Genomic DNA, 12977 nt, shown 5'->3' with positions numbered 1-12977 from the left:
TGTGCATATGGTGGCCCGGCGGCACCTAGCATTGGAAGCGCAAACAACTTGACCTCGTGGTCAACGTGGATTTGGAGCAGCCATGGTGAACATCAAGGAGATCGACCCGGAGTCCGGTCCCTGGGCACCCTTCGCCGTCCAACTCCGCAACTCACGAAGGGCAAAGGGCCTCAAGCAGTTCCAGCTCGCCCGCAGGTGCGGAGTCAGCGCGTCGTACGTCTCGTTCGTCGAACTTGCACGTCGACCGCCGAGTAAGAAATTTGCTGCCAAGGCCGACGAAGTCCTGGAGACGGGCGGGACTTTGATGCTGATGTACTTTCAGGCCAAGCACACGGCCCTGGTGCCGGGCTTCCCCGAGTACGCCAACTACGAGGCGGCCGCAGAGAAGATCAGGCTCTTCGAGATCAACGTGATCCCTGGACTACTGCAGACCCGGGCCTACGCGGTCGCCTGGGAACAGGGCAACCTTCGGCGAGGCACCGTCACACCGGAACAGGCCCACGAGCGAATCGAGTTCCTGCTCGCCCGGCAACACATCTACGACCGGACACCGCCACCACTTCTGCACGCCGTGATCGACGAGAGCTGCCTCAGGCGGCCCATCGGCGGCCTAGACGTCATGGTCGAGCAGTTGCTTCACCTTGAAGAAATGGCCACGCGACCCAAGGTCATCATTCAGGTGGCACCGTATTCGCTGGGCGAGGACAGGCCGTTCACTCGACTGGTGCACCTCCTTACCATGCCCGACCGCAAAGCGCTCTCTTACGGCGAGACTGAGCAGCGCGGCTACCTCGATCGAGATGCTGAATCGATCACGGCGTTGGCCGACGACTACGATCGACTCGTGGCCGAGGCCCTGAGTCAGACACAATCGGTAGCCATGATCCGCGCGGTACGGAGGGATTTTGAATGGACGTCGACCTGAGTGCCGCCCGCTGGCGCAAGAGTTCGTACAGCGGTAGTGGCGGCACGTGCGTCGAGGTCGCCGACGACTACCCCGGCGTCATGCCCGTGCGCGACTCCAAGGACCCCTCCGGCCCGGCCCTCGTTTTCTCCTCTGCCGCCTGGCGGTCCTTCGTCACGGCCGTGCGCAGCGGCGAGTTCGACGCCCGCTGACCACCCCGCAGCGCACCGGAGTGGGAAGTCGGCCCCGCCGACTTCCCACTCACCCTCATGCCGTTCGGATCAGGACGCTTCGGGCAGGAGTGCGGCGACCTCGCCCAGGACGCGGGCTGCCGGTGCCGGGTCGACCAGCCACTTGAGGTGGCTGCCGGTGAGCGTGCGGACGTCGTAGGGGTTCTCCGGCGTCAGTGCGTCGCCCTCGCGGATCATCCGGTCCTGCATGGCGAGCGGGATGCTGGTGTCCTCGGTCAGCCGGACGTACGTCCTGGGGATCCGCCCCCAGCTGTCGGCCTGCGCCCGGTCTTCGGACGTGCCGGCGTCGAGGTTCTCGTCGGGCTGGAAGGTGTTGAGGAAGACCATGAACTCCTCGTCCGTCCCGTCGGCGAGGAAGGCCGCCTTGAAGGCCGCCAGGACGCCGGCATCGGCGGTGCGGAAGTTGCAGCGCAGCAGGCCGAGTTCGGCGGGGTTGGCGACCATCGCCGAGGCCAGGCCGGCGGCGTCGACCGTGGCCATCTCGGGTTCGGCGTAGTAGGCGCTGACGTCGAGGTCGACGGGGCACCAGGCGGAGACGTAGACGATGCGGTCGATCAGGTCGGGCCGCCGGTTGGCGGCGACGGTGGCCGTCATGCCGCCGCGGCTGTGGGAGACGAGGACGACGGGCCCGTTGCGCTTGGCCCGCTCCAGTACCGCGATGAGGTGTGCGGCGTTGTCGGCGAGGGTGACGCCCTTGATGGCGCCGGGCGTGGTGGCGAGGGCGGCGGGGTCCTGCGGCGCCTGGTAGGCGTGCGGGTAGGTCGCGGCGAAGCCGTGTCCCGGGAGGTCGACGGCGACCGAGCGGTGTCCGAGGAGGCCGAGTTCGGCCTGGAGGGGCGCGAAGGAGAAGGAGTTCGCGAAGGCTCCGTGGACCAGTACGAACGTCGGTGGCATCTGTTTACGACTCACTTTCCGGTCCGTTGCGGCGCCGGCGGCACGCGTGGCCGCTCCTCCCGCCGCAGGGACCTCTGGCATGGCAGGCGTCGGCGGGTCAAGCGCGGAGTCACACGGGCAGCGTGCGAACGGCCCCCCGTCGTCCGTGCGTTCACCCTACCCCGTCGAAGATCATCCGCAAGGGCCCGCGGGCGCCGGCTGTTCAGGCTTCGGCGCGCAGCCGGGTGCGGGTGCGCATGAGGATCCGGCCGAGCATGTTCTTGCCGGTGCCGGTCCGGCCGCGCCCCCAGTAGTGGTCGGTGGTGGTGTCCTCGACGATCTCCTCGTCGGCGGTGGCCAGCAGGATCGCGCGGATGTCCGCGTGGGTGCGGAACTTGGCGGTGACGGCGCGCCGCATCACGTCGTCCTTGACGCGCTCCCAGTCCCGGCGCAGCGGTTTGGCGGGGTCGCGGCCGAGTTCGGCGGCGCGCAGGGGTGTGCGGGCGCGGCGGATCAGGTCGGCGTGGCGGGTGCCGGTGAACTTCTGGGCCTGGAAGTAGTGTTCGGAGGTCGGCCAGGTGTGGCCGTCGAGTTCGAAGGCGTGGGCGGAGAAGTTGGAGAAGCAGCCGTAGGGGGCTTCGTCGGCACCGTAGAAGTAGATGGTCATCCTGGCCTCGTGAGGGTCGCGGGAACGGGCACGGTGTCAGGCCGTGCGGCGGGTCCGCAAGCGGTTTCCGGTCGTGGGGCGGCGGGTCGTGGCAGGTGGGGGGAAGCATGGGTGAGGATCCGGTCATCGAGGCCGTGCGCAGCGGGGACGACGATGCGGTCCGGGTGCTGCTGGCGGGCGGGGCCGATCCGGAGGCCGTCGACGGGCGGGGGCTGTCCGCGCTGTGCCTGGCGGTGGCGGCGTTCGACTCCTCGGTGGCCGGTCACCTGGTGGAGGCCGGTGCGGATGCGCTGCGCCGGCTGCCGGACGGGAGCACGGCGCTGCTGCGGGCGGTCGACAGCGGCTCGGTCGCTCTCGTGATCGAGGTGCTCGGTGAGGCGCCGCTGGACGGTGCCGCCGGTGCCGAACTGCTGGCGCGTGCCCGGCTGTGGCACGAGCGGGGGCCGGTCGCGGTGCTGCGGGAGCGGACGGGGGCCTCGGGGCCGGTGGAGTACAGCCGGGTGCGGGACCGGGACGGGGTCAGCTGGTGCCACGAGGTGCGGCTCGGCGGGCCGGCCGTCCACGACGGCCATGCCGGCGTGCTGACCGTCCTGGAGGAGCACCTCGGACTGCGCCCCGGCGTCGGGGAGTTGGCCGGCCGGGCGTGCGCACTGGAGCATCCGGACGGGGAGCACGCCTCCTGGTTGCAGATCGTCGGCACCCTCGCGGGCCGGCAGGACGACGCGACGTGGCGGGCCGCGGCGGCGCTGCGCGCCCACCCGGATCCGCTGCGCCGCCGCTTCGGTGCGCAGGTGCTGGCCTCGCTGCACCTCGGGGGCTACCGCCTCGGCGCCCGGAGCCCGTTCCTGGGGCGCGCGCTGGAGCTCTTCCTCGACTGGGGGGCCGCGGAGGAGCACCCGGACGTCCTGGCCGAGGTCCTGGGCGGCCTGGCCCCGTTCACGGACCCCCGGATCCAGCCGCTGGGCCTCGCCCGTCTCGGGCACCCCGCCGCGCAGGTGCGGGCCCGGGTGGCGGCTCTGCTGGAGAGCACGCCCTCGCGCGGCCTGGAGCGGTGGACGTACAGCCCCGAGGGGCTGGACGCGATGCTGCGCCTGGCCCGCGATCCCGACGCGGGTGTGCGTGAGGACGCCGTTTACCAGCTCGCCGACCGCAAGGACCCGTCGCCCGCGGTCGGGGACGCGCTGGCCGCCGCGCTGGACGACGAGGAGCAGGACATCCGCATCTGGGCGGTGTTCGGGCTGGCCGAGCGTGACGATCCGCGCTGCGTGGAGGGCGCCGGGCGGGTGGGGGCGGTGGCGGACCGTGCCGCCCGGGCCTGGATCCTGGACGCGCCCGCCCGCTTCGAGCGGCGCCGCCGCGAGCGGGAGGCCGCGGCTGCGTCGGAGTGACGGGCGCTCGGGGCGCTCTCACTCCGGGGCGGTTGTCCTGGCGTCGGCGGTCTCGGCCCGGGCGGTCTTGGCCTCGGCGCCGGCCCGGGGTGTCCCGTCGACCGCGACGCAGATGCCGAAGACGCGGTCGTGGCTCGTCCAGCCGTTGACCCGGCCCCGGTTGTTGCTGATCTGCACGCGTTTGCGGGCCGGGTCGAGGGCCGACACCAGGTGCAGGTAGACCGTCCCGGCGACCCTGGCCAGGACGATGTCCCCGGTCTCCAGCTTCGCCGGGTCCACCGGGGCGACGCGCACCGGCTGCCGGCTGCGGATCAGGGGGACCATCGAGGAACCGCTCGGCCGGAACTCGACGGTCGCCCCGCCCGCGACCCTGGCCGCCACCGCATCCAACGCACCCATCCGGCGATCGTGGCAGAGGGCGCCCGGCCGGGCCCACCGGTTTTCCGGCGGCGAGCCGCTCACTGCGCGTCGCCGCCGTTCGCCTCGGCGTCCGGGGCCTGCGCCGTCTGCTCCGTCCCCGCCGTCCGCACCGTCTGCGCCTGGGCGCGGGCCAGTTCGGCGCGGGCGCGCAGCAGCAGGCACCGGGCGTAGGTGTCGGCGACCTTCAGCGCGGCGGGCGCGGTCCCGAGCAGCAGCAGGGTCACGGGGTCCATCACGGCGGCGTACCTCCCGGTGCGTCCCGCCCTCGGCGGACCCCGGTCGGGGTGCCTGAGGCGGCTGCCGGGAAGTGGCGTGCGCCGGCCGGGGCGTTTACCGCCCGGCCCGTGATTCCTTCCGGCAGCCCCTGCGGAGTGAACCCGATTGCCGGCCGGGGCCGTTGTCCCGGACCGGGGAGCCCGACGGGCACCTGCGCCGCTTCACTTGCCCGCGGGGGCTTCCGGCCCCCGCCCGACCGACGGGAACCACGAGTCCGTGCACGAAGTCTGGACCGGTGTGAACTCCGATACCCCGCAGAACGATCCGACACCGTCCGCGACTCCTCCCCCGATCAACCGCCGCCGGCTGCTGCTGAGCGCCGCCGGGGGCCTCGGCGCGCTCGCCGTGGCCGGCGGGACCGGCTGGTGGGCGAGCCGCGGCGAGGTGCGCGGCCCGCGGCTGTGGGCCTCGCCCGACCTGGGCGGGCGGGTCGTACTGGCCGCCGGGGCGCAGCACGGGCTGTTCGCCTCGGGGTACGACGGCAGGGTGCGGGCGCTGGATCCGGCGACCGGTGCGGTGCGCTGGAGCCGGGTGGTGGGGGCGGCGGCGCCCGCGGACGGCCCGGACGGGTGGCAGCTGGCGAGTTCGGGCGGGTGGCCGCTGGCGGCGGGGGACGGCGTGGTGTGCGTGGCCTCCACGGCGGGTGTGCAGGTCCTGGACGCGGCGTCGGGTGAGCCGCGGTGGGAGGTGGCGGCGCCGGACTGGGACGAGTTCCCGTGGCGGCAGGAGCCGGTGGTCGGTGGGGGCCGGGTGTTCGCGGCCCACGGGACGTCGCTGCGCTGCTACGACGCGGTGGGCGGGGGGTTGTGCTGGAGCAGCGATCCGGGTGCCTCGGGGGTGCTGGCGCTGGCCGGGGGGACGGTGTTCGCGGGCGGCCGGTACGGGGGGCTGCTCGCGTTCGACGCGCGCAGCGGGGAGCGGCGGTGGGTGCAGGAGGCGGTCGACGGCACCGGTACCCCGCCCGTCGTCGAGCGGGGTGTCGTCCACGTCCTGCAGAACGGTCCGACGGTGGATTCGGCGACCGTCTTCGCGCTGGACGCGGCCACCGGTCGGGTGCTGTGGCAGCGCGGACGGCTGCCGGTGTCGGGGCCGTTGTCGGTCGCGGACGGGGCGGTGTGCCTGCTGAGCGGGGAACGGCTGGTGGCGTTGGACGCGGCCACGGGCGAGACGCGGTGGACGGCGCAGGTGCCCCGGGGTCTGGGGCGCGGGACGAGTTCGGCGGCCGCCGCGGACGGCACGGTGTACGTGGGGACGAACGACGACCGGCTGTTCGCGTTCGACCTGGTGACGGGCCGGGCGCGGTGGCGCGACGAGCCGCAGCGGCTGCGGGAGGACACGGAGTACACCCGGGTGTTCCTGGCGGCGGCCGGTTCGGCGGTCTTCCGGGGCAGCCGGACCGGTCTGCACGCGCTGGGGGCGCTGCCGTCGGCCTGATGTGACGGGGCGTGGCGTCCCGGCCCGGGGGTCCCCGGCCGGGGTGTTCGGGAGTGGGACGTCGGACGGGCCGACTTCCCACTCCCGTTGCCTTCCCGGTCTCGCCCGTGCGGTCGTCCGGTCGTTGGTTGGCGGCCGGTGCCCGGGGGCCCGGCGTACGGGTGCGGGATCGTGGAGATGCGCTGGTCACGGGGCCGGCCGGGGGCCGCGGCCGGGCCGCCGTTTGCTAGGCTCCGCCGCTCCGGGCAGTGGATCAAGGAGAGGCAGAGGCACGCGGTGGACCAGGAGCGCATGGAGCTGGCGTACGCGCCCACGGGTGAGGACTTCCGTGAGGCGATCGCCGCCCACGCCCGGCACACCACCGTCGGCCGGGTGGTGCGGGTGGCGGTGTGGGTGCCGGCCGCCGTCGCCGCGCTCGGCTGCGCGTTGGGGGCCGCGAGCGGCGCGACGCGCCTGTCGGACGTGGGGCTGGTGGCCCTGCTGGCGGCCACGGCGCTGTTCGCGCCGCGCTCCCAGGTGCTCTCGGCGCACCGGCGGGCGCAGCGGCGCGGCGGCCGCTACCGCGCGGTGGTGGACGGCACCGGGGTGAGCGTCACGGACGCGCGCGGCACCCGCGTGATGCCCTGGGCGCGGGTGCCGCGCTCGCTGGAGACCGAGCACCTGTTCGTGGTGCTGAACCGCAGCGGCAACTGCCTGGTCGTGCTGCCCAAGCGCGCCACCTCCGCCCCCGACGCGCTGCGCGCCCTGCTCGCCCGGCACACCACGCCGGCGGGCGGCGCGATGGGCGGCGGCGCTTCGGTCAGCGGTGCGGCGGTCAGCGGCGCGGGTTCGGCGGTGCGCTCGAAGTAACCCGCCAGGGCGCTGACGGTGGTTCAGAAGCGGTCGGGCCCCGACCACTCGTACCAGTGGTCGCCGACCGGGGTGTACCCGTCGGGCGCGGGGGCGCCGGAGGGGAAGTAGGCGTAGCCGTGGCCGGCGAACACGCCGGTGCCGGAGACGGTGAACCTGACTCCGCCGCCGACGAGTTCGGCGTTGCCGATCGGCAGGCCGCCGATCCAGCCCGAGGCGCCGCGGGTCGTGCCGCCGTCGAGGGCCTGCTGGGCGGCGGCGGTCAGGGCGGGGCGGGCGAGGGCGAACCGGGCCTCGCGGGGCACGTCGGAGCAGGCCAGCGGCACCGCGATGCCGGCCACCAGCGGCGCGGCCACCCAGCGCCACCACCCGCCGCCCCCGACGCGGGCCGTACGCCCGTCCGCGGTACGCCCGTCCGCGGTGCGCCCGTCCGAGGTGAGCACCAGCTGCCGGACGGTCCAGGCGAACGGCAGCACGGCGAGCGCCGCCAGGCCCGCCCCGGACAAGCCGTAGTCCAGGCCCGGCACGCTCGCCCCCGCGACGACCGCGCCCGAGGCGAGCAGGCAGCCCAGCAGGGCGCTGTTGCCGGGGCGGTGGAAGCGCCGCACCCGGCGCCGTACGGCCGGGAACGCGGCCGGCGCCGCCGCGGCCAGGGCGAGCAGGACCAGGACCGGCGCCGGGAGCAGGTGGACCACGGCGAGCGGGAGCATCGCGAGCATGCCGGCGCTCGCGGTCAGCAGCGTCGCGACCAGGTGCGCGTAGCCGCCCGGTGCCGCGGCCACGGCGGCCAGCACGGCCGCCAGCAGCAGCGGCGCGCGGTAGCCGGGCTCGGTGAGGCGGCGGATCGCGGCGGCTCCGGCGGCGGGGGGAAGGAGGTGGTTCGTGTTCACGGTGATCATCCCTACCAGAGGGCGGATCCCCGTCGTACGGCGGACCCCTGACGGACCGGCGGTTCAGGGCGTCGCGGTGCGGGCGCGGCGGCCGGTCGGCGCGTCGGCGGCAGCGGGGCCCTCTCGACGCGGGCGGGCCCGGGGCCCCATCCTCGTCCCGGAGCGCACCGGCGCGGGCGCGCTCCGTCACCGCACCGCGTGACCGCAGGGCAGCGACCCCGCAGCAGCGGCCGCAGAACGGTGACCAGCACCAGCGACCCGCACCAGCGACCAGCATCAGCGCCAGCGACCTGTACCAGCGACCCCGGCCGGTGAGCGCACCGGCGACCGCACCAGTGGAGGAGCCCCGTGGACCGTCTCGTCCTGGACCCGACCGGCCGTGACCGCGACGCCGAGACCGCCGAGCTGCACGCGCGCGGCCCCGCCACGCCCGTCGACATCCTGGGGGTGAAGGCCTGGGCGGTGGCCGACCCGGACGTGCTGGAGGGCCTGCTCAAGGACCCCCGGGTCTCCAAGGACCCGCTCCTGCACTGGCCGGCCTTCGCCGAGGTGGTCCCCACCTGGCCGCTGGCGCTGTGGGTGAGTGCCCGCAACATGTTCACCGCCCACGGCGCCGACCACCGCCGGCTGCGCCGCCTGGTGGGCAGCGCGTTCACCGCCCGCCAGGTCGGCGCACTGGCCGCGCGCGTCGAGCAGCTGACCGACGCCCTGCTGGACGACCTCGCCGCCGCCGGTCCGGACACGGTGGTGGACCTGCGCGAACGCCTGGCCTACCCGCTGCCGATCCGGGTGATCGCCGAACTCCTGGGCCTGCCCGACGACTTGAAGGACCGCTTCCGCGCCCGCGTCGACCGGGTCTTCGACACCACCCTCACCCCCGAGGAGTCCGCGGCCAACGCGGCGGAGTTCTTCGCCATGCTGGAGGGACTGATCGCCGCCAAGCGCCGCGAGCCGGGCGAGGACATGACCTCCCTGCTGATCGCCGCCCGCGACACCGAGAGCGAGGACGGCGCGGGCCGTGGGGGCGGCGAGGGCGGCGAGGGCAGCGCCCTGACCGAGGAGGAGCTGCGCGACACCCTGCTGCTGATCGTCTCGGCCGGCTACGAGACCACCGTCAACCTGATCGACAACGGCATCGCGAACCTGCTCACCCACCCCGACCAGCTCGCCCTGGTGCGCGCGGGCAAGGCCGGCTGGGACGACGTGGTCGAGGAGGCGCTGCGCCGCGACGCCCCGGTCGCGCACCTGCCGCTGCGCTACGCCGTCGAGGACATCGAGCTGCCCGGCGGCGTGACCATCCCCCGGGGCGAGGCGATCCTCGGCTCCTACGCCGCCGCCGGGCGCCACCCCGCCCGCCACGGTGACAGCGGCGCGGCCTTCGACGTCACCCGCCCGGCCAAGGACCACCTCGCCTTCGGCCACGGCCCGCACTTCTGCCTCGGCGCCCCGCTGGCCCGTCTGGAGGGGCGCACCGCGCTGCGCAGGCTCTTCGAGCGCTTCCCCGACCTCGCCCTCGCGCCGGGCACCGAGCTGCGGCCGGTCGAGTCGATGATCTCCAACGGGCACCACGCGCTGCCGGTGCTGCTCGGCGAGCAGGCGCCGACGGCCCCCTGAGCAGCGCCTGCCCACCCACCCCCGGCTCGCCCACCCGCCCCCGGCTCCCCCGGCTCCCCCGGCTCCCCCCGGCGGGGCCTGACCCGCGCGGAGCAGCGGGCGGGCCCGGGCCGGGCGGTCGTGCTAGCAATGGCGGCAGGGGCGGGGCCATCCGTACGGAGCACCCGAGGCACGTACGCACGCACTCGAAGCCGGAGACCCTCTTGTCGCACCACCTCAGCGGACCGAACCTGCGCTCGCCCGACGGCGACGCGCGCCTGGACCTGACCGACCTGTTCGCCTTCGCCGCGCCGGAGCCGGGCCGCACCGTGCTGATCATGAACGTCAACCCGGTCGCGCCGACCGGCGGGCAGGCCTTCCACCCGGAGGCGGTGTACCGGATCAACGTCGACACCGACGGCGACAACCGGGCCGACCTCGCGTTCAGCTTCACGTTCTCCGAACCGGTGGACGGGGCGCAGACCATGACGGTGCGGCGGGCCACCGGTGAGGGCGCGCGCGGGCACGAGGCGACGGGCGAGCCGCTGGTGTCGGGGGCGCCGGTGAGCTTCACGGGCACCCCGGCCGTGGTGGAGGCGGGCCCGTACCGGGTGAGCGCGGGGCTGCGCAGCGACCCGTTCTTCGCGGACCTGGACGGGATCGTGCACGAGTTCCGGTGGACGGGGGTGGACTGGGGCGCGGACAAGAACGTGTTCGGGATCGTGCTGGAGGCGCCGGACGCCGAGTTCGGTGCGGCGCCGCAGATCGGGGTGTGGGCGCGGGTGAGCGTGCGCAGGGACGGGCGGCTGGTGTCGGTGGACCGGGGCGCGCACCCGTCGCTGACGGCGTACTTCAACGAGGAGGACGTCAAGGACGCGTACAACGCCGGCGAGCCCGCCGAGGACTGGCAGACCTACCGCGAGCCGTGGACGGCCAGGCTGCAGCACTTCGGCGGGTACACCACGGACGCGGCCGAGGCGCAGCTGCGGATCGTGCTGCCGGACGTCCTGCGCTACGACCGCGCCCGCCCGGCCGGGTACCCGAACGGGCGCACGCTGAGCGACGACGTCACGTCGGCGCGGCTGTCGATGCTCACCGACGGGACGGTGCCCACCGATCACATCGGCCCGCACACCGACCTGCTGCCCGCCTTCCCGTACCTGGGCCACCCGCACTGAGCCGGGCGCCCGCCACCCCGGGCGCCGAGGTGCGCACGGCGGCCCGTAGGGTGACGGGCATGTCCCTTCCCGTCGAACTGGTGATCTTCGACTGCGACGGCGTGCTGCTCGACAGCGAACGCCTGGCGGTCCGGGTGGACGAGCAGGTGCTGAAAGCGGTGGGGTGGCCGCTGACGCAGGAGGAGATCGTCGAACGTTTCCTCGGGCGCTCGCACGCCTACATGACCGCCGAGGTCGAGGCGCACGCGGGAGTCGTGCTGGAGCCCGGGTGGGACAAGCGCTTCCAGCACCTGTACGACGAGGCGTTCGCCGCCGAACTCGCCCCGGTGGAGGGGGTGACGGCGGCGCTGGCGGAGCTGGAGCGCGCCGGGACAACGGACTGCGTGGCCTCCTCCAGCAGCCACTCGCGGCTGCGCGCCACCCTCGGGCGGACCGGTCTGCTGCCGCGCTTCGCCGGACGGGTCTTCAGCTCCGAGGACGTGGAGCGCGGCAAGCCCGCCCCCGACCTGTTCCTGCACGCCGCGGCGACGATGGGCGTCGAGCCGGCCGCCTGCCTGGTGGTCGAGGACAGCAAGTACGGCGTCGCGGCCGCCCGCGCGGCGGGCATGCGGTCGCTGGGCTTCCACGGCGGGCTGACCCCCGAACACTGGCTCGCCGGGCCGGGCACCCGCACCTTCGCCGACATGCGCGAACTGCCCGCCCTGGTCGCCGCGGCGGCCGACCAGCCGCTGCCCTGACGGCGCCGCCCGGCTCCCCCGCCGGCCCCTTCCCTCCTCCGGCCTGCCCGGGGCCGCGGGCCCCGGCATTGAACGGGTTCGCCGCCCCGGGCCGTTGAGGAGGTTGGCGGGGGCCGGGCACACGTAGTGACAGGAGGCGATGGCGTGGCGGGCGACCACACGGTCATCGAGCGGGTACGGCGACTGGAGCAGGACGCGGACTGGGACCTCGCCCCCGCGTACGGGCCCGTGTCACCCCGGCCGGAGGCCGCGCCCCTGCCGGAGACCGGACCGCGGTGGCACGGGCCGCTGGACGCCATGGGCACGGTGCTGGTGCCCCCGGAGGCCCGGCCGCTGCCCGCCGCACTCCCCCCGCAGGCACCGCCCCCGCCGCCGCAGCCGCCGCAACACCTGCCGCCGCAACACCTGCCGCAGCCGCAGTCGGCCCTGCTCCTCTCCGTGCCGCCCGCGCCGCCCGTCCATCCCGCTGCGCCGGTCCAGGCGGCCCCGGCGCTCCAGGCGGCGCCGCCGGTCCAGGCGGCGCCGCACGCGCCGCACGCGCAGGCGGTCAACGCACCCGCCGCGCCCGCAGCGCGGCGGGGCCTGCGCGGGATCGGCCTCGGCGCCGCGCTCGGCCGGGGCGAGCGCGAACGGCTGGAGGCCGTCATCCGCACGCCGCTGCAGCGCTCCTACCGGATCGCCGTCGTCGGCCTCAAGGGCGGGGTGGGCAAGACCTCCGCGACGCTGGCCCTCGGCTCCGTCCTCGCCGAGACCCGGTCCGACAAGGTGATCGCCGTCGACGCCAACCCGGACACCGGCACCCTCAGCCGGCGGGTCCGCCGGGAGACCACGGCCACCGTCCAGGACCTGCTGGCCGCCGCGCCCTCGATCACCGGCTACATGGACATCCGCCGCTTCACCTCACTGACCGCCAGCGGGCTGGAGGTCCTGGCCAACGACCCGGACCCGGCGGTCGCCACCGGCTTCGGCGGCGAGGACTACCGGCAGCTGGTCGACCTCCTCGCCCGCCAGTACCCGATCGTCCTCAGCGACTGCGGCACCAGCCTGCTGCACGGCTCCATGAGCGCCGTGCTCGACCTCGCCGACCAGCTGGTCATCGCCGCCACCACCAGCATCGACGGCGCGAGCGGCGCCGGCGCCACCCTGGAGTGGCTGCACGCGAACGGGTACGGCGCGCTGGCACAGCGCAGCGTGACCCTGATCTCCGGCGTCCGCGGCACCGGCCGGGCGGTGAAGGCGGAGCACATGGTCGCGCACTTCGAGCGGCTGTGCCGGGCCGCGGTCGTCCTGCCGTTCGACGAACACCTGGCCCTCGGCGGGACGTTCGACCCCGCGAAGCTGCGTCACCGCACCCGCCGCGCCCACCTCGAACTCGCCGCCGCGGTCGCCGAGGGGATGAACCTCGGCGCCGCACACCCCGCGCACCCGGTGCACCCGGTGCAGTCCGTGCACCCGGCGGGCCTCGCGCAGCCCTCGGGCCTCGCGGGCGGGCCCGTTCCCGCCTGCTAGCAGCCGCG

14 protein-coding genes are annotated in these 12977 nt (G+C 74.9%); 9 read left to right on the top strand and 5 right to left on the bottom strand.

Translation table 11 applies throughout. The features are described 5' to 3' along the window. Nucleotides 1-82: 82 nt before the first annotated feature. Both ABT048_RS02395 and ABT048_RS02390 read left to right on the top strand, forming a co-directional pair. Nucleotides 83-925, top strand: coding sequence for a helix-turn-helix domain-containing protein (locus ABT048_RS02395; protein ID WP_350519424.1), 843 nt, complete (start codon nt 83-85; stop codon nt 923-925). After that, a complete protein-coding gene (locus tag ABT048_RS02390) occupies nt 910-1116 on the top strand; it encodes a DUF397 domain-containing protein (RefSeq protein WP_350519423.1) in 207 nt (68 codons plus the stop codon). The genes ABT048_RS02395 and ABT048_RS02390 overlap by 16 nt, the downstream gene beginning before the upstream one ends. A 69-nt stretch (nt 1117-1185) precedes the next feature. Here the strand turns inward: ABT048_RS02390 and ABT048_RS02385 are convergent, their stop codons facing one another. Both ABT048_RS02385 and ybiA read right to left on the bottom strand, forming a co-directional pair. Beyond that, complete coding sequence (locus tag ABT048_RS02385) at nt 1186-2049, bottom strand: alpha/beta fold hydrolase (RefSeq protein WP_350519422.1); 864 nt, start codon at nt 2047-2049, stop codon at nt 1186-1188. A gap of 202 nt (nt 2050-2251) precedes the next feature. Further along, a complete protein-coding gene (gene ybiA, locus ABT048_RS02380; RefSeq protein ID WP_350519421.1) occupies nt 2252-2695 on the bottom strand; it encodes a riboflavin biosynthesis intermediates N-glycosidase in 444 nt (147 codons plus the stop codon). 107 nt (nt 2696-2802) lie between these two features. On the opposite strand from ybiA, the gene ABT048_RS02375 reads away from it, so the two are divergent. Then, nucleotides 2803-4083, top strand: coding sequence for an ankyrin repeat domain-containing protein (locus tag ABT048_RS02375; protein ID WP_350519420.1), 1281 nt, complete (start codon nt 2803-2805; stop codon nt 4081-4083). Nucleotides 4084-4101: 18 nt separating this feature from the next. On the opposite strand, the gene ABT048_RS02370 is transcribed toward ABT048_RS02375, so the two are convergent. Both ABT048_RS02370 and ABT048_RS02365 read right to left on the bottom strand, forming a co-directional pair. Then, the gene (locus ABT048_RS02370) at nt 4102-4482 is read right to left on the bottom strand and encodes a S24/S26 family peptidase (RefSeq protein ID WP_350519419.1); all 381 of its coding nucleotides are present in this window, start codon (nt 4480-4482) and stop codon (nt 4102-4104) included. Nucleotides 4483-4541: 59 nt separating this feature from the next. After that, a complete protein-coding gene (locus tag ABT048_RS02365; RefSeq protein ID WP_350519418.1) occupies nt 4542-4736 on the bottom strand; it encodes a hypothetical protein in 195 nt (64 codons plus the stop codon). A gap of 280 nt (nt 4737-5016) precedes the next feature. Here ABT048_RS02365 and ABT048_RS02360 point away from each other — a divergent pair, with 280 nt between their 5' ends. After that, nucleotides 5017-6213: an outer membrane protein assembly factor BamB family protein gene (locus ABT048_RS02360; RefSeq protein ID WP_350519417.1), complete on the top strand. Its 1197-nt coding sequence runs from the start codon at nt 5017-5019 to the stop codon at nt 6211-6213. Nucleotides 6214-6489: 276 nt separating this feature from the next. Next, nucleotides 6490-7062, top strand: a complete 573-nt coding sequence (locus ABT048_RS02355; protein ID WP_350519416.1) for a YcxB family protein — start codon at nt 6490-6492, stop codon at nt 7060-7062. A gap of 23 nt (nt 7063-7085) precedes the next feature. Here the strand turns inward: ABT048_RS02355 and ABT048_RS02350 are convergent, their stop codons facing one another. Continuing rightward, complete coding sequence (locus ABT048_RS02350) at nt 7086-7952, bottom strand: hypothetical protein (RefSeq protein WP_350519415.1); 867 nt, start codon at nt 7950-7952, stop codon at nt 7086-7088. A gap of 348 nt (nt 7953-8300) precedes the next feature. Here ABT048_RS02350 and ABT048_RS02345 point away from each other — a divergent pair, with 348 nt between their 5' ends. The 4 genes from ABT048_RS02345 (at nt 8301) to ABT048_RS02330 (ending at nt 12969) form a co-directional block, all read left to right on the top strand. Next, nucleotides 8301-9566: a cytochrome P450 family protein gene (locus ABT048_RS02345; protein WP_350519414.1), complete on the top strand. Its 1266-nt coding sequence runs from the start codon at nt 8301-8303 to the stop codon at nt 9564-9566. 203 nt (nt 9567-9769) lie between these two features. Further along, complete coding sequence (locus tag ABT048_RS02340; RefSeq protein WP_350519413.1) at nt 9770-10723, top strand: DUF4331 family protein; 954 nt, start codon at nt 9770-9772, stop codon at nt 10721-10723. 59 nt (nt 10724-10782) lie between these two features. Next, nucleotides 10783-11460, top strand: a complete 678-nt coding sequence (locus ABT048_RS02335; RefSeq protein WP_350519412.1) for an HAD family hydrolase — start codon at nt 10783-10785, stop codon at nt 11458-11460. Nucleotides 11461-11604: 144 nt separating this feature from the next. Next, nucleotides 11605-12969: a MinD/ParA family ATP-binding protein gene (locus ABT048_RS02330; RefSeq protein ID WP_350519411.1), complete on the top strand. Its 1365-nt coding sequence runs from the start codon at nt 11605-11607 to the stop codon at nt 12967-12969. Nucleotides 12970-12977 lie beyond the last annotated feature (8 nt).

This window comes from Kitasatospora sp. NPDC096140 (assembly GCF_040303045.1).
GTDB lineage: Bacteria > Actinomycetota > Actinomycetes > Streptomycetales > Streptomycetaceae > Kitasatospora.
The sequence above is the reverse complement of the archived record's forward strand: the minus strand, read 5'-3'. Positions and strand labels throughout refer to the sequence as shown.